Source organism: Halorhodospira abdelmalekii, assembly GCF_016583625.1.
Lineage (GTDB): Bacteria > Pseudomonadota > Gammaproteobacteria > Nitrococcales > Halorhodospiraceae > Halorhodospira > Halorhodospira abdelmalekii.
In genome coordinates, this window is the sequence record NZ_NRRN01000015.1 from 1 (window position 1) to 15,345 (window position 15,345).

The following is a 15,345-nucleotide window of genomic DNA, read 5'->3' on the forward strand; positions in this document are numbered from 1 at the left end:
GCCAGAGCCCGAGCCAGAACCCGAGCCGGAACCGGAGCCGGAGCCAGAACCAGAGCCGGAGCCGGAGCCGGAGCCAGAGCCAGAGCCGGAGCCAGAACCGGAGCCCGAACCCCAGCCCGACCCGGCGGCCGAACGCGAGCGGCTGCGCGAGGAGATGCGGCAAGCCATGGAGCAGGAGCGCGAGACGCGCCGGCAACAGGAGCTCGAGGCCGAGCGGCGCCGTTTGCAGGAGGAGCGGCAAGAGGCCGAAGAGCAGCAGCGCCTCGCCGGTCTGCAACAGCGTTATACTGCCGCGATCGCCGATGCCGTCGAGCGGGCTTGGCGGCGGCCACAAGGCACCCCGGAAGGGCTAGAGGCCGTGATTCGGGTCTCGTTTACCCGTAGCGGTGCCGTTCGCCGGGTCGAGATCATCAGCAGCAGCGGCCACGGCGCCTTCGATCGCTCGGTGGAGCAGGCCGTACAGCGCGCCTCCCCGGTCCCTTTCCCGGATGAGCCGGCCTTACAGCAGCGCATGCAGACCATCACTTTTCGGTTTGCACCGGATCGAAGCTAACAACCGCTGAACAGGGTAGCGCCTATGCCTCTTCTGACAACTTGCGCGCCGCAAAGGCAGCAGCTAAAGACTCCCGCACCGCCCTGGCGACCACGGCGTTCGGTCCGAGGCCGGCATCGGGCCGTGGGCCGTTTTGGTCTGAGTTGGGCTCTTGTGATCGGCCTCTTGCTGGCCCCGCTCAAGAGTGGGCTCGCCGATGATGAGGTCGTGATCGACATCATCGGCGGAATTGAGGGTGCGACCCCGATCGCCATCGTCCCCTTCGCCTATGAGGGGGGCGACGAGGGGGCTGAGGTCGACGCCGAAGATCGAGAAGGCGCCGCTGCCGATGTCGACATCGCTGCCATCATCCGCAGCAATCTGGGCCGGACCGGGCGCTTCGACTTGCTGACCGAAGAGCAGTTGCTTGCCCACCCCGCGCGCTTTGCCGATGTCGACTTCGCTACTTGGCGGGCGCAGGGCATCGACCACTTGGTCGTCGGCGCCGTACGGCCGAGCGAACCGGGACGTTACGAGGTGCGCTTCGAGTTGCTCGATGTCTTTCGTGGCGAGCGCACCCAGGGCCGCCGTCTCCAGGTTGCGGAGCAGAACCTGCGCTCTGCGGCACACGTCATCTCCGATCGCATCTACCACGAGATCACCGGTCGTGCCGGCGTATTCAATAGCCGCATCGCCTACGTTGCGGTCGAAGAGCTCGGCGAGGGCGAGGGACGGCGCCACCGGTTGGTGGTGGCCGATGCCGACGGCCACCGCGGCCAGACCATTCTGACCTCGCGCGAGCCGATCCTCTCGCCCGCGTGGTCGCCGGAGCGCGACCGTCTGGCCTACGTCTCGTTTGAAGGGCGCCGCTCGCAGATCTTTGTCCAGGATCTGGGCAGCGGTACGCGGCAGCGCGTCGCCGACTTTCGCGGCATCAACAGCGCCCCCGCCTGGTCTCCCGACGGCGACCGCCTGGCGGTCACCCTCTCGCGCGACGGGGCGGCCAATATCTACGTTATCGAACTGGCTAGCGGTGAGGTCAGGGCGCTGACCAACCACTGGGCGATCGACACCGAGGCGACGTGGGCGCCCAATGGCGAGCACCTCTACTTTACCTCTGATCGCGGCGGTCGCCCGCAGATCTACCGCATTAACAGCGACGGCAGCAATCTCCAGCGGGTGACCCACGAAGGTCGCTACAACGCCCGCCCAAGCCTCTCACCCGATGGTCAGAAGTTGGCCATGGTGCACCAGCACGATGGGCAGTACTATATTGCGGTGAAGGACTTAGAGACGGGGAGTGTGCGTCGGGTCAGTGAGGGGCCCGCCGATGAGTCGCCGAGCTTCGCCCCCAATGGCGATTTGCTCATTCACACCGCCGGTGGTCTCGAGGGGACCCAGCTGCGCACGGCATCGCTGCTTGGGAATGCCTCCGTACCCTTGGAACCGACCGAGGAGCCGGGGATACGGGTCCGTGAACCGGCGTGGTAAGAGGCCGGACTCATGCCGATACCGCCATCGCCAGCCGCCCGCTGCTGCCGCGACCGCGCCGTCAAGAGAAACTCGTTCTGTTCTGGAGTCGAAGACCGCTATGGCAACTCGTTTTGCAACACCGACAGAACCCATAGGACTGGATAAGCCCTCCGTCTCGAAGGGGCTGGCGGACACCCCTGCACATCCTGCAGCGCCGATGCCACGACCGGCGGATGGATTCCGCCAAGCGGGCGCATCCCGCCAAGCCACAGCGCAGGGGGCGAAACAGCGTTACTGGCCGCCGTTCGCGCTGCGAAACGTGCTGCTGGTCACTGTCGCAGCACTCCTGCTCGGCGGCTGTGCGAGCTGGTTCGAAGAGCAGCCGGACGACGACTGGGAGACCGAGGAGGTCGATGAGCGACCCATTGCCGCCGACGATCCGGACGCCACTGAAGACCCGCGGGCTGTCGAGCGCCGTCGCGTGGAGGAGGCGCGTGCGCGTGGTCTCGATCTCGACGACCCGCTCGAGGCAGCGCTGCTCGATGAGCCGCACGAGATCGATAACCCCCTTGCGGTCCGGCGCGTCCACTTCGCCTTCGATTCGAGCGAGGTTCGCGATGAGTACCTTCCGGTGCTGGAGGCGCACGGTCGCTATCTTGCCGAGCATCCGCAGCGCCGCATGACCATCGAGGGGCACACCGACGAGCGCGGATCCCGCGAGTACAACCTCGCCCTTGGTGAGCGGCGTGCCGAATCGGTGATGCGCTTGCTGCTCGCGAACGGCGCTGAACGCCGGCAGCTAGAAGTTGTCAGCTACGGTGAGGAGGATCCGTTGGTTAGTGAGTCGAACGAGGAGGCGTGGGCGCAGAACCGCCGCGCCGAGTTGCTTTATGACTAAAAGTGTACATTTTTTTGCAGCGCCGTTTACCAGGCAGATTACGCTGCGGCGCGCGGTTATCGCGGCGGCAGGGCTGGTGGTTTTGTTCGCCGGATTCTGCCCGCTGCCGTCTGGCATGCCGCTCGTCGGTGTCGCTGCGGCCAGCGAGGAGGAGGCCGGCGAGTCGGCCTCGGAGCGGCACGGCTTGACGGCCCTGGTGCGCGATCTGGAGCGCATCAAACAGGAGAATCGCGAGTTGCGTGGCGAACTCGAAGGACTCGAGCACCAGCTGCGCCGCCTGGAGCAGCAGCAGCGTTCGCTCTACGAGGATCTGGATGAGCGCATCATGGAGCTACACGCCCAAGACCGTCCTGCTGCATCGTCCCCGCCTGAAGCCGAGCCCCCTGCGGGTTGGCGGCCAGCCGACGGGCCGGTGCCCGATCTCGAGGGTCCCATGGGCGCTCACGTTCCAGGAGCCGCAAGCGGGGATGAGACCAACGCGACGGAAGTGGATGAGCGCTCGCTCTACCAGGGGGCCTTCGAACGACTCAGTGATGGCGACTTCGGCGCCGCTCGGGAGGGTTTTGCCCGTGTTGTCGAGCACTTCCCGGAGGGCCGTTACGCGCCGAATGCGCTCTACTGGATTGCCGAGACCTATTATGCCGAGCGCGAATTCTCTGCCGCCCGGGAGAGGTTCAAGCAAGTCGTGATCGATCACCCAGAGAGCGAGAAGGCCGGCGATGCTTTGTTGAAGCTTGGCTACGTCGCCTTTGAAGAGGGCGACTACGACGAAGCCCTCGAACGGCTTGAACAGGTGCGTGCCGCTTACCCAGAGAGTACCGCCGCGGAACTGGCGCAGCGGCGCATCGGCGAGATCCGCCGACTTTCGCCGTGACTTCGACTTCGACTTCGGTTTCGGCCTCGGCCTCGACCTTGATCTGCTCGCCTTGGCCCCTTTGCCTTGATCTTGTGATGGTTCCGGGGATGGCTTCTCAGTTGAGCTCGGAGAGCGGTGGCGCGCGCAGAGCGTAGCCGTCCTCTTTCCGCGAGTGGGCTATCGACAACTCGGAACGAAGCAAGAGAGGTTTTCAGCCGGCGACTTCTTCGGTAGAATGCGACGCTGCGTGGGCCGTTAGCTCAGTCGGTAGAGCATCGGACTTTTAATCCGCTGGTCGTAGGTTCGAATCCTACACGGCCCACCACTTCCCCTTCCAGTAGCGTCCACTTACAACCGACAAACCCACCTAAACGCTCGGAATTGAAGCCTTTTTACTCCGCGGTTGTCCAAGGCCGTCCCTTGTCAAATAATCCGCGTGAACCTTCGCCCACTCGGGCGAGCAGGTAAGGTATGTCGCCGGCAGCTGCCTGAGCAGAGGGAAGCCTCGCCCATGGCGCGTCAGCGCTTAGGGCGGGGAGCAGTCACCAGTTCACAAACGCCGATTATGGCTCGTGGTGCGAGACGGTAAACCGGTTCGTTTGCCCCTGCAAATCGGCGGCGAGCCGGGCTAACTCGTCACTGGCGCCGGTGACTTGTTCAGCACTAGAGGCCGCGTCCTCAGCGAGTTCACGAATGCTGGTGATGCTGCGGTTCATCTCCTCGGCAGTGCTGCTCTGTTCCTCCGCTGCTGATGCGATTTGTGTGTTCATCTCGTCGACGTGGCCGACCGAACGGGCGATCGCATCCAGTGCTTCGGCGGCGCTGTGAGCCTGATCGACACCGCTTTGGGCGCGTTCGCGGCTGCTCTCCATGACGTGGACCGACTCGCTGGCGCTCCCCTGGAGGCGCTCGATCGTCTCTTTAATCTCGCGGGTCGAGTCCTGGGTGCGCTGAGCTAGCTTGCGAACTTCGTCGGCGACGATCGTAAAACCGCGCCCAGCTTCACCGGCTCGTGCGGCCTCGATCGCAGCGTTGAGTGCGAGCAGATTGGTCTGGTCGGCGATCTCATTGATCACGTTGAGGACTGTGCTGATGTCTTCGCTATCGGCAGAGACGCGACGAATGACGGCGGCGGCGTTTTCGATTTCGTCGGCCAGTGCCGCGATCGTTTGCGCCGTTTCGTTGACCACATCAAGGCCGCTGTTGGCCTCTCTGTCGCTGTTGCGGGTGGCTTCGGCGGCGCCGGCGGCGTTGCGTGCGACCTCCTGTACTGTTGCGGTCATCTCATTCATCGCCGTCGCGACCTGATCGGTCTCTTGGCGTTGGCGCTCGATATTATCGGCGCTAGAGCGTGCGGTTGTCGCGAGCTCTTCGGAGGCGGAAGCGATCTGGCTGGTGGCGCTGGTGATTTGGCGGATCAGACCCTCTAAGGTGGCCGTGACCTCGTTAAAGTATCCAGCAATATCGCGCATCTCGTCGCGGCTGGCGACCTCGACCCGTGCGGTCAAGTCGCCGGCACTCAGTGACCGGCTGACGGCGGCAATGCGATCGACGCTGACCGCGATCGAACGGTAGAGACCTACGAAGAGGTAGGCGATGATCAACAGTACGCCGATGACGAGCGCCCAGGCGAGGTAGCTGGTCCGTGCGGTACTCTGCAAGCGTTCTGCAAAGAGCGCATCGAGGGTCGGCACCATGGCGTCGTAGAGGACGTAGATCTCCTCAATGGTGGCCGTTGCTGCGTTGAAGAGACTCTCTGCATCGACGGTAATCGAGTCCGCCTCCAGTAACTCAGTGTGCACCAGCGTTGAGAGTGCCTCAATACCGCGAGCGGTGTTGCCGAGTTCGTTGCTCAGGGACTCACGCAGTGCGGGGTTTGCATCAAAGGCCTGCTCTAGACCGCGAGTGAGGGCGTCGTTATGAAGCTCCATCTCGTTCATCAGGACCGCGAGACGCAGTGCTTGCGTCCCATCCAGGTTGCCGGCCGCCGCCGCCGCGGAGCCGATGGCCCGCGTCTGCCCCATCGCTTCAGTCAGGCTGAGCAGGCGATTGACTAGGGCGTCTCCTTGGTAATAGCTGTCCGGGTAGGGGTCGAAAGTAATCTGCGAGGTGTCAGCAACATGCGAGATAAGGCTCAACGTCTCGTCGATCAGGTCGGTATGGCGCCGAAAACTCTCGGCGCCAGATAGGTTGCGAAGATCGCCCTGGAGCCGACTCCACTCCCTGTGGATGCGCTGCAGGCGGTCGCCAGTCTCTAGGCGCCCACCCAAGCGCTCGTCCACGGCGGCGAGCTGTTGCAGCGCGCGGTCGGTAGCCGCACGTGCCTCTTGAGCGAGGCGTTCAGCCTGGCGGTCGCCGGCGAGGACGGCGGCCATCGAGCCGCGGTGGCGCTGCAAATGCTCTATAGGAAGGCGGGCGGCGCTGATGTACTCCAGGCCACGGCGTTCACCTTCGAGAAACTGAGCCCGATCGCCGACCTCTTGCAAACTCAGCACGCTTAGTGCACCCAGCGGCACCATGACGACCACAAAGATCAGGCCGAACTTGAAGGGAAAGCGCAGTCGATCCATGAGCGCCGTGGCGGGCGCAAAAAGCGTTCCGATCTTCATAGAATCTCCGCAAGACAGCCCGCGACTTCAATCGCGGGAGGAAGTGTACAGTCTGCGACTTCAGTCGCAAGTTATCGACCGTGTAAACGCTGGGCGATTTGCGCGACGTGCTGACCCTGATAGCGGGCAAGCGCGAGCTCTTGCTCGTTCGGCTGCCGAGAACCGTCGCCACCGGCAATCGTACCTGCGCCATACGGGCTGCCGCCCTTGACGACCGAGAGATCGGTAAGCTCCGCAGCCGCGTAGGGCAGTCCGACAATTACCATGCCGTGATGAGCCAAGGTGTGCCAAAACGAGGTGATCGTGGTCTCATTCCCCCCGCCGGTGCCGGTCGAAGTAAAGACGCTGCCGACCTTGCCGATGAGCTTGCCGTTAAACCACAGCGATCCCGTTTGGTCGAGAAAGTTGCGCATCTGTGCAGCCATATTGCCGAAGCGCGTCGGTGTGCCAAAGAGGATCGCATCGTAATCGGCAAGTTCCTCAGGGCTCGCCAGCGGGGCCTCCTGATCGAGTTTGACGCCGGCCTTTCGGGCCGTCTCCTCCGGCATCGTCTCGGGGACGCGCTTAACCGTCACCTGAGCGCCTGTGCTCTGCGCGCCCTCTGCAACAGCTCGCGCGAGCGTCTCTACGTGGCCGTATGTCGAGTAATAGAGAACCAGGATCTTGCTCATCAAGCCACCTCGTCTAGTTATCGTCAGTGTGTCTCGAAGATGTGCCGAAGAGAGCATCAGCGGTTGAGGATGCCTACAAACGGAGAGTGACCGCAACCTGGAAGGGTACCAAAGGTCCGGTTACTACCGCTCGCACAAGCAAAGGCAGTCGCACGAACCGGCCTGAGCGTTTATGGTGGCGCTAAGTGGTTGGCTTTACCTTTGAGAGAGTGAGCAAGCACAGAGAAAACCCACGGAGGAGTCTGCTATGACTGAAGAGCCGAGCAAGCAGTCAATCGCCGAATCCAATCGCACAACGTACGGCGGATTTTGGGTCCGCGTCGGGGCCGCCCTCATCGACCTGGTGGTCATGCTGGTTCCAATCCTGTTGCTCTCCTTCCTGTTGCTCGTGGTGATCTCTCCGACTACGCATGAGGAGCAGCTGATCTACGATGTGGTTGATTCGCTGCTCGGCTTCGCCCTGTGGTTGGTCTACACCGCTGGACTTCACTCCTCCAGTTGGCAGGCCACGGTCGGTAAACGCGCCCTCGGTCTAAAGGTCACCGACCTCGACGGCAACCGCATCAGCTTTGCCCGTGCTACGGGCCGCTATCTGGCGGAGTTTCTGAACCTCCTGACCCTCGGCATAGGCTACATCATGGTCGCACTGACCGAGCGCAAGCAGGGGCTGCACGACAAGGTGGCGAGTACCTACGTGGTGCGCACCGAAGAGAAGGGGCTATTCTGAGCGCTACGGCCCCTCCAGCTCTTGCTGGCTTTCGACTGTCTCGATGTCGACCCGCAGCTGCGCGAGCCGCTCGCGGGTCGCTGCGGAGTGCTCCTGCTGCGTACGTCCGCCGATGTGCTTGGCTAAGAACTGCTCGGCGGCGGCAAGGTAGGCAAGGCGGTTGAGCTCGTCGACGAAGCCGTGTCCCTCGTCGGGGGCGAGTAGGTACTCGACCGGATGGCCGGCATCGCGCAGGGCGGCGACGATCTGATCCGACTCTTGCTGCTTAACGCGTGGGTCGTTCGCGCCGTGTACTACGAGCAGCGGGGCTCGCATCTGATCGACGGAGAAGAGCGGCGATTGCGCCTTGAGGCGTTGACGATCTTCGGGGTCGTCGGGGTTGCCGACGCGGCGCTGCCAGCGCTGTAGCCCCGGTTTCCAGTAGGGTGGGAAGGTCTCGACCAGGGTGATGATGTTCGAGGGGCCGACCACCGAGATGCCCGCAGCGTAGAGCTCAGGGGTGAAGGCCAGTCCCGCCAGGGCGGCAAAACCGCCGTAGGAGCCGCCGTAGATGGCGATCCGCTCCGGGTCGGCGATGCCCTCTTCAATGAGGTGCTTAACGCCGTCGGTGATGTCGTGCTGCATGGTGCCGGTGCCCCACTCGCGGTTGCCGGCGTTCAAAAACGCCTTGCCGTAGCCGGCCGAGCCGCGGAAGTTCGGCTGTAGCACCGCGTAGCCGCGGTTGGCCAGAAACTGCACCGTGCCGCGATAGCCCCACGTATCGCGCAGCCACGGGCCGCCGTGGGGGTTGACGATAAGCGGCAGGTTGCGCGGCTCATGCCCCGGCGGCAGGGTCAGATAGGCGGGGATTTCGACGCCATCGCGCGCCTTATAGCGGATCGGCACCATCGGGGCTAAGTCTTCGCTGGGCAGATTCGGGCGGCTGGCGTAGAGCTGGGTCAGTTCGTGCGCCTCGACGTCGGCTAGGTAGACCGTGCCGGGGTCGACGTCGCTGCTGCGGGCTACGGTCCAGAGTCGCTCATCGGCGGTGCGCGAAGTCCAGTGGAGATTATCACTGCCGAGTTCGGCACGCAGCCACTCAAGCTGCGCGGCGAACGCCTCATCGTGGGGGTAGATGCGCTGCTTATCGCCCTCGTAAAAGGTCGCGAGCAGTCGGTCGTCGACCTCGGAGAAGAGCGCATGCCCGAGGTCGACCTCGCCTTTGGGGTCGACGTGGACGCGCTCACTCTTGCCGCTTTGCGGATCGAAGAGCACCAGTTCGGTGATGTCGCGATCGGCCCCGGCGTTGGTCCGCAGGTAGAAGCGCTGGCCGTCGGGGTGAAAGCGGCTCAGCCGGCAGCTCTCTTCAAACTCGCAGTGGTAGACGCGCTCGAAGCCGTCCTCGGTAACAGCGAGGATCTCCGTGCCGCCCGTGGCGGTGGTGCGCACCGCCTTGCGCAGCTCGCCCTCGTGAAAATGCCACCCCTCGATCTGGTCGTCGTTGCGGGCGATCAACTCACGCTCGCCGCTGGCGATGTCGACCCGGTAGACGTCGTGGAAACGCGGGTCGCGCTCGTTCAGGCCGACGAAGAGGACGTCGGGCTGCTGACGCGGCAGATGGTAGATGAAGGCCCGCACTCCGTCGCCGCCAGCAACGCGCCACGACGGGGGCAGGGTCTCGGCCGCCGTGGGGCTGCCATCGCTATCGCTGTCGTCGTGGCTACGACGGTCGCCACTGCCACTGCCACTGCTATCGCCATCGCCATTGCCACTGCCATCGCCATTGCTGGCAGCCGTTGGGGCGCGTGGATCGAGCGCATAGATTCGGTAGTTCTCATCGCCGTCGCGATCTTGTAGATAGAGCAGGGCGCGACCGTCGCGGCTCCAGAAGAAGGAGGGGACCGAGCGTGGATAGGCGGTTACCGGTCGCGCCGCCTCGAGCGGTTCATCGACGCCCTTAATCCAGATGTTGCGCGCACCCCGGTGCGGACTCATGAAGGCGATCTGCTCGCCGTCGGGCGAGAGTCGCGCAGCGCTATAGCGCGGATCCTCGAAAAAGAGCTCCAGGGGGAGCAGTGGCGGTACGCCTTCGCTCTTCGTCTCGGTGGTCGGCTCTGCGGGGCTCGATCCCGGGCTGCAGGCGCTGATCAGCACCAGCAGCAGTGCTGCGAAGAGGAGCGTGACCGTGCTGCCAGCTGCCGACAGGCGCCGATCGTGCTGGCGGGCTAGCGAGCCGAGCAGTGAGCCAGTCAGTAAGCGAGCCGTCAGTAAGCGAGCCGGCAGGTGCCAGGCAGCAGCGCGGTCGGTGCAGTGGTCGGTGCGAGCGGAACGAGCCAAGAGTTGCACGAGGTCCTCTCCATTTATAGCCTAGACGGTCGTCTTGTAGCCTACTCTGCGGCCTGATTCTATCGCACCTGTGCTCGATTTGGGTCGTAGGCTTGAACGGGCGAAAACCTCATCTTAAGGAGAGCACTCGCTATGGCTACCGCGCGCCACACGCCTTTGTTGATCCTCGGCTCTGGGCCGGCCGGGTACACCGCCGCGGTCTACGCGGCACGGGCTAACTTACAGCCGGTTCTAATCACCGGGATTGAGCAAGGGGGGCAGTTGACGACGACAACGGATGTCGATAACTGGCCGGGCGAGGTCGACGGCGTCCGCGGTCCGGAGTTGATGGAGCGGATGCGGCGGCACGCTGAGCGCTTCGGCACCGAGGTGATTTTCGATCATATCCACACCGCACAACTCGAAGAGCGGCCGTTGCGGCTGACCGGAGATGCCGGGGCGTATACGTGCGATGCCTTGATCGTGGCGACAGGGGCCTCGGCGATGTACTTAGGGCTGGAGTCCGAAGAGGCCTTCCGCGGGCGCGGTGTCTCGGCGTGTGCAACGTGTGACGGCTTTTTCTATCGTGGCCGCGAGGTCGCAGTGGTCGGCGGCGGCAATACCGCGGTTGAGGAGGCGCTTTACCTGGCGAATATCGCCTCCAAGGTGACGCTGATTCACCGCCGCGATCAGCTGCGCGCCGAGGCGATCATGCAGGATGAACTCTTTCGGCAAGCGCAGAGCGGTAAGGTCGAGATTGTTTGGAATCACACCTTAGAGGCGGTCCTCGGTGACGACTCAGGGGTGACCGGCGCGCGTCTGCGCAGCACCACCGATGGTGGGGAGCGGGAGCTGGCCGTGGCCGGGATCTTCATCGCCATCGGCCATAAGCCGAACACAGAGCTCTTCACCGGACAGCTTGAGATGGACGGAGGATTCATCCGCGTGCGAGGCGGGCAGGGGGGGCAGGCGACCGCGACGAACATCCCTGGGGTCTTCGCCGCCGGCGATGTCATGGACTCGGTCTACCGACAGGCGGTGACCTCGGCGGGCACGGGCTGTATGGCTGCACTCGATGCCGAGCGGTTTTTGCAGCAGCAGCGGTCGCAGGGTGCAACCGTCCCGGCTCCAGAAGGGGTGTGAGGGGGCGGTGAGGTAGGTAGCGCGCTGTTCCCCGGTGCGTAGCGGCGGCCCTGAGCGCTGATCTGCCCAAGGCCGCCGCTGACCCGGTCTCTCCAGCTAGCCAGTCGCGCTCTAGCCAGTCGCTAAGTGGTCCAGCCGTGCGCCAGCCGCTCGCGCGTTTCCCGGTTGCGCATCGGCCCGTTGCGCGTCGGTTAGTCGCGCGTCGGGTAGTTTTGCGCAATGCGCTCAAGCGCCTCAAGCTGTTCCGGGCTGCCGCCGGTAAAGGCGCGGACCGCGCCGTTGCGGTCGCGGTAAAAGACGGTTGGGACACTGCGTACCCCGAGGCCAGATGCGAGTCGAGTGTTGTCGTCGACTGCTTGCGGGGCGTCGATGTCGGCGTGGGCCTCTCCGAGGAGGGCTGCGGCGTCATTGCGCGATTGTGGCCCAAGAAAGCCAACTGGGATCCAGCGCCACTCGACGTTGGGGGTGGCCCCCTGACTGATGCGCTCGTGCAGGCGGGTGCAGGCGGGGCATTGCGGGTCGGTGATCGCGTAAGCAATCAGCGCGCCTTCGCCTTCGCGAATGAAGTGGCTGCCTTGAAAGCGTTCGAGTTCAGCCCACGAGCGGGACTCGCTGTTCCCTGGGGTCTGCGTCGTGCTGCTGTCGTCGTCGTTATTCGAACAGCCAGTGGCCAGCAGGAGCAGCAGCAGGGCGATCAGGGCAACGCCGAGGCTGCGTCCCGCGGCGCTCCAGCTCTTGCCCGCGGTCACGGGGTGGGTCGGGAAAGTGCGTTGCTGCGGCATGGGGGGCTCCTCCGTCATCTGTCCGCTTGTCTGTTGTCTCATCGGTTCGTTGCTTAAGTGGAGATAGTGGTTGTGGTCATGTGGGGATCGCGCTTATGTGGGAGCGGTGCCGCGGGCTATGGTGAGGCCCCGGTGGCTACGGCATGTGCCTTTAGGGTGGGCTCTCCACAGTTTGATCCCGCCGCTTCCCCGCGGATGGTGCCACGCTAACATAGCCGGTTCCGCGGGTGGCGCGCTATACTCGGCTGTGCGCTGCGGGTTCAGTGTTCTGTTGAGTCGCTGGCGTCGGCTGTTCAAGGTGCCGTGTTTCGTGTCAATCTTTTCGAAATCTTCAATTCTATGGGACGGGGTGGATCATGAAGGTCACGATCTTCGGGAGTGGCTACGTCGGGCTCGTCACCGGCGCCTGCCTTGCCGATGCTGGCAACGATGTCGTCTGTGTCGATGTCAATGTCGATCGGGTGGCGCAACTGCAGCGCGGCGAGGTGCCGATCTACGAGCCCGGGCTCGACGATCTGCTGACCTTCAACCAAGAGGAGGGACGGCTGCGCTTTACCTGTGATGCGGCCGAGGGGGTGCGTCATGGGCTCTTCCAATTCATCGCGGTTGGGACGCCGGCCGATGAGGATGGCTCGGCCGATCTGCAGTATGTGCTGGCGGTCGCCCGCTCCATTGGCGAGCATATTGATGAGTACCGCGTGGTGGTCGACAAGTCGACGGTGCCGGTCGGCACGGCCGATCAGGTGCGCGCAGCGATCACGGAGCAGTTGCGGGCGCGCGGCGAGCAGATCGAGTTCGATGTCGTCTCGAATCCCGAGTTCCTCAAGGAGGGGGCGGCGATCGACGACTTCGTCAAGCCGGATCGCATCATCATCGGGGTCGACAATCCGCGCACGGCCGAGCTGATGAAGGCGCTCTACGCGCCCTTTAACCGCAATCACGATCGCCTGATCAGCATGGATATTCGCTCGGCGGAGCTAACAAAGTACGCCGCAAACGCCATGCTGGCCACCAAGATCAGTTTCATGAACGAGCTGGCCGGTCTTGCTGAGCGCCTCGGTGCCGACATTGAGCAGGTCCGCATCGGCATTGGCTCCGACCCGCGCATCGGCTACCACTTTATCTACCCCGGTTGCGGCTTCGGTGGCTCCTGCTTTCCTAAAGATGTGCAGGCGCTGGCGCGCACCGCGCATGAGCATAGCTATCAGCCGGTGTTGGTTGAGGCCGTGCAGCGGGTTAATGATCGGCAAAAGCAGGTGTTGTTCGAGCGTATTTGCGAGCATTTCGACGGCGAGCTCAATGGCCGTATCTTCGCTGTGTGGGGGTTGGCCTTTAAGCCGAATACCGACGATATGCGCGAGGCGCCGAGTCGGGTCTTGATGGAGGCGTTGTGGGCGGCGGGGGCGCGAGTGCAGGCTTACGACCCTGAGGCGATGGACGAGGTCGAGCGTATCTACGGCCCGCGCGCCGATCTTGAGCTGTGTGACACGCTCTACGACGCCGTCGAGGATGCCGATGCCTTGGTGATCTGCACGGAGTGGCAGGTCTTTCGTAGCCCCGATTTCGAGCGGATCAAAGATGCACTGCGCACTCCCTTGATCTTCGATGGCCGCAATCTCTACCCGCCGGCCGTTATAGAAGCGCTTGGCTTCACCTACTACGGCATCGGGCGGGGCGCGAGCGTTTATACAGGGCAGCGCAGCGGGGAGGAGTCGGTATGACGGCGCCGCTGGAACGGTGTTCGGCTTGGCAGCGGCTGGTGGCGCAGGCGGCCGCGCCGCCGCCGACGATGGAGGCGCTCTTCGCCGCAGAGTCGGAGCGTTTTCAGCGCCACAGTTTGGCTCTCGACGACGTCCTAGTCGACGTGTCGCGTCACCCGGTGGCTGAGCAGACGTGGACCGATCTCTTTCAGCTAGCCAGTGAGCGCGATCTCTCCGGAGCGATCGAGCGTCTTTTTACCGGAGCCATAGTGAATGAGTCGGAGGGGCGGGCGGCGCTGCATACGGCGCTGCGCGAGCCGCCAGAGCTCGCCGCGCAAGGCGCCGGTATCGAGGTTGCGACCGCGGTGCAGCAGCAGCTAGAGCGCATGGCGTCACTCGTGGAGCGGCTGCGCAGCGGACAGCTCCACGGCTACGACGGGCGGCCCCTCCAGGATGTCGTCAATATCGGCATCGGTGGTTCTGAGTGCGGCGTCACCATGGCCTACGAGGCGCTGGCTGCGACGGTTGAACAGCCGCTGCGGTTGCATACGGTAGCGGCGGTCGATGGGCGAGAACTTAGCGCCGTATGGCAGCAGATCGATCCGGCCACCACGCTCTTTGTCGTGGCCTCGAAGTCGTTTACGACGCAAGAGACACTGACCAACGCTCGCACGGCGTGGCAGTGGCTGGAGCAGGCCGCTGGGCGGCCGGTGCCGGAGCAGTTTGTCGGGGTCTCGGCGGACGAGCAGGCGATGGCCGACTTCGGCATTCCCGAGGCGCAGCGGCTGCAGATTTGGGATTGGGTCGGTGGCCGCTACTCGCTGCCATCGGCCGTTGGTTTCCCGGTGGCAGCGACCTTGGGGATGGCGCCCTTTTGCGAACTGCTGCGCGGCATGCACGCGATGGATCGCCACTTTCGTGAGAGCCCCTGGGCAAACAACATCCCCGTGCGCCTCGGTCTGCTCGGGCTGTGGGAGTTCAGTTTAGGCGGTGCGTGTGGCCATGCCGTGTTGCCCTACCACCCGGGCCTGCGCCGGTTCCCGGCCTATCTTCAGCAGCTCGATATGGAGAGCCTCGGGAAGTCGGTGACCCAGTCGGGCGAGGCGGTTACGGTGCCGAGCGGGGCGATCTTGTGGGGCGAGGTCGGTGGCAACGCCCAGCACTCCTTCTTCCAGTGGTTGCACCAGGGGACGGGGCGAGTGATCGTCGAACTCCTCGCTCCGGTCGACGAGGCGGAGTGCCCGGAGGCGCATCGCGGGCTGACGCTCGCCAATGCGCTCGGCCAAGCCGAGGCCTTAGCACGTGGCCAGCGCCCAGACCCTGCCGCTCCTGCCGCTGCGCATCGTCACTACACCGGCAATCGTCCGGTGACGCTGGTGCTCTTCCGGCGCCTCGATCCCTACACCTTGGGGCAGTTGATCGCGCTGCACGAGCACCGGGTCTTTGTGCAGGCTCACCTCTGGGGGATCAACCCCTTCGATCAGTGGGGGGTGGAGCTCGGCAAGCAGTTGGCTAAGGGGTTGGTGCCGTTGGTGCGAGGGGAGGCGGCGCTCGATACCAGCAGCGATCCGGCAACGCGCGGCGTGCTGACTTGGGTCCGAGCGGGTATGGGAGAGTAGCGCGATGGTCGATAGTGTCGGCGGAGCAAAG

General features: G+C 64.2%; 12 protein-coding genes and 1 tRNA gene. 9 read left to right on the forward strand and 4 right to left on the reverse strand.

From position 1 onward, the window contains the following. The 5 genes from CKO15_RS04995 to CKO15_RS05015 form a co-directional block, all read left to right on the forward strand. A partial coding sequence (locus CKO15_RS04995; RefSeq protein ID WP_200193142.1) for an energy transducer TonB occupies positions 1–553 on the forward strand: 553 nt, incomplete at its 5' end. A 153-nt stretch (positions 554–706) separates the two neighbouring features. Then, positions 707–2,023 carry a Tol-Pal system beta propeller repeat protein TolB gene (gene tolB, locus CKO15_RS05000; RefSeq protein ID WP_338035998.1) on the forward strand — a complete coding sequence of 439 codons (1,317 nt, stop codon included), beginning with the start codon at positions 707–709 and terminating at the stop codon, positions 2,021–2,023. A gap of 292 nt (positions 2,024–2,315) precedes the next feature. After that, positions 2,316–2,903 carry a peptidoglycan-associated lipoprotein Pal gene (pal, locus tag CKO15_RS05005; RefSeq protein ID WP_420842117.1) on the forward strand — a complete coding sequence of 196 codons (588 nt, stop codon included), beginning with the start codon at positions 2,316–2,318 and terminating at the stop codon, positions 2,901–2,903. Further along, positions 2,896–3,777 (forward strand): tol-pal system protein YbgF, encoded by an 882-nt coding sequence (gene ybgF, locus CKO15_RS05010; protein ID WP_200193148.1) that lies wholly within the window; start codon positions 2,896–2,898, stop codon positions 3,775–3,777. The genes pal and ybgF overlap by 8 nt, the downstream gene beginning before the upstream one ends. 231 nt (positions 3,778–4,008) lie before the next feature. Beyond that, positions 4,009–4,084: transfer RNA gene (locus CKO15_RS05015), tRNA-Lys, on the forward strand. Between the two features lie 238 nt (positions 4,085–4,322). Here the strand turns inward: CKO15_RS05015 and CKO15_RS05020 are convergent. Both CKO15_RS05020 and wrbA read right to left on the reverse strand, forming a co-directional pair. After that, positions 4,323–6,368: a methyl-accepting chemotaxis protein gene (locus CKO15_RS05020; protein WP_207123889.1), complete on the reverse strand. Its 2,046-nt coding sequence runs from the start codon at positions 6,366–6,368 to the stop codon at positions 4,323–4,325. A 71-nt stretch (positions 6,369–6,439) separates the two neighbouring features. Beyond that, positions 6,440–7,042 carry an NAD(P)H:quinone oxidoreductase gene (gene wrbA, locus CKO15_RS05025; protein WP_338035999.1) on the reverse strand — a complete coding sequence of 201 codons (603 nt, stop codon included), beginning with the start codon at positions 7,040–7,042 and terminating at the stop codon, positions 6,440–6,442. A 244-nt stretch (positions 7,043–7,286) separates the two neighbouring features. On the opposite strand from wrbA, the gene CKO15_RS05030 reads away from it, so the two are divergent. After that, a complete protein-coding gene (locus CKO15_RS05030; protein WP_200193152.1) occupies positions 7,287–7,766 on the forward strand; it encodes an RDD family protein in 480 nt (159 codons plus the stop codon). A gap of 3 nt (positions 7,767–7,769) precedes the next feature. Here CKO15_RS05030 and CKO15_RS05035 read toward each other — a convergent pair whose 3' ends face one another. Then, positions 7,770–9,821, reverse strand: coding sequence for a S9 family peptidase (locus CKO15_RS05035; protein WP_420842118.1), 2,052 nt, complete (start codon positions 9,819–9,821; stop codon positions 7,770–7,772). 402 nt (positions 9,822–10,223) lie between these two features. Here CKO15_RS05035 and trxB point away from each other — a divergent pair, with 402 nt between their 5' ends. Then, entirely contained in the window at positions 10,224–11,213 is a 990-nt protein-coding gene (gene trxB, locus CKO15_RS05040) for a thioredoxin-disulfide reductase (RefSeq protein WP_200193154.1), read from the forward strand. Between the two features lie 191 nt (positions 11,214–11,404). Here trxB and CKO15_RS05045 read toward each other — a convergent pair whose 3' ends face one another. Then, positions 11,405–12,037: a thioredoxin fold domain-containing protein gene (locus CKO15_RS05045; protein ID WP_200193156.1), complete on the reverse strand. Its 633-nt coding sequence runs from the start codon at positions 12,035–12,037 to the stop codon at positions 11,405–11,407. Positions 12,038–12,351: 314 nt separating this feature from the next. Here CKO15_RS05045 and CKO15_RS05050 point away from each other — a divergent pair, with 314 nt between their 5' ends. Beyond that, positions 12,352–13,716 carry a UDP-glucose dehydrogenase family protein gene (locus tag CKO15_RS05050; protein ID WP_200193158.1) on the forward strand — a complete coding sequence of 455 codons (1,365 nt, stop codon included), beginning with the start codon at positions 12,352–12,354 and terminating at the stop codon, positions 13,714–13,716. Next, positions 13,713–15,314: a glucose-6-phosphate isomerase gene (gene pgi / locus CKO15_RS05055; protein ID WP_200193160.1), complete on the forward strand. Its 1,602-nt coding sequence runs from the start codon at positions 13,713–13,715 to the stop codon at positions 15,312–15,314. The genes CKO15_RS05050 and pgi overlap by 4 nt, the downstream gene beginning before the upstream one ends. The last annotated feature ends 31 nt before the right edge of the window (positions 15,315–15,345 follow it).

Bases quoted from the DNA above. Each gene is read 5' to 3' on its own strand.
- pgi (WP_200193160.1), top strand. From the start codon at position 13,713: ATGACGGCGCCGCTGGAACGGTGTTCGGCTTGGCAGCGGCTGGTGGCG.
- trxB (WP_200193154.1), top strand. From the start codon at position 10,224: ATGGCTACCGCGCGCCACACGCCTTTGTTGATCCTCGGCTCTGGGCCG.
- ybgF (WP_200193148.1), top strand. From the start codon at position 2,896: ATGACTAAAAGTGTACATTTTTTTGCAGCGCCGTTTACCAGGCAGATT.
- CKO15_RS05045 (WP_200193156.1), bottom strand. From the start codon at position 12,037: ATGAGACAACAGACAAGCGGACAGATGACGGAGGAGCCCCCCATGCCG.
- CKO15_RS05020 (WP_207123889.1), bottom strand. From the start codon at position 6,368: ATGAAGATCGGAACGCTTTTTGCGCCCGCCACGGCGCTCATGGATCGA.
- CKO15_RS05050 (WP_200193158.1), top strand. From the start codon at position 12,352: ATGAAGGTCACGATCTTCGGGAGTGGCTACGTCGGGCTCGTCACCGGC.
- CKO15_RS05030 (WP_200193152.1), top strand. From the start codon at position 7,287: ATGACTGAAGAGCCGAGCAAGCAGTCAATCGCCGAATCCAATCGCACA.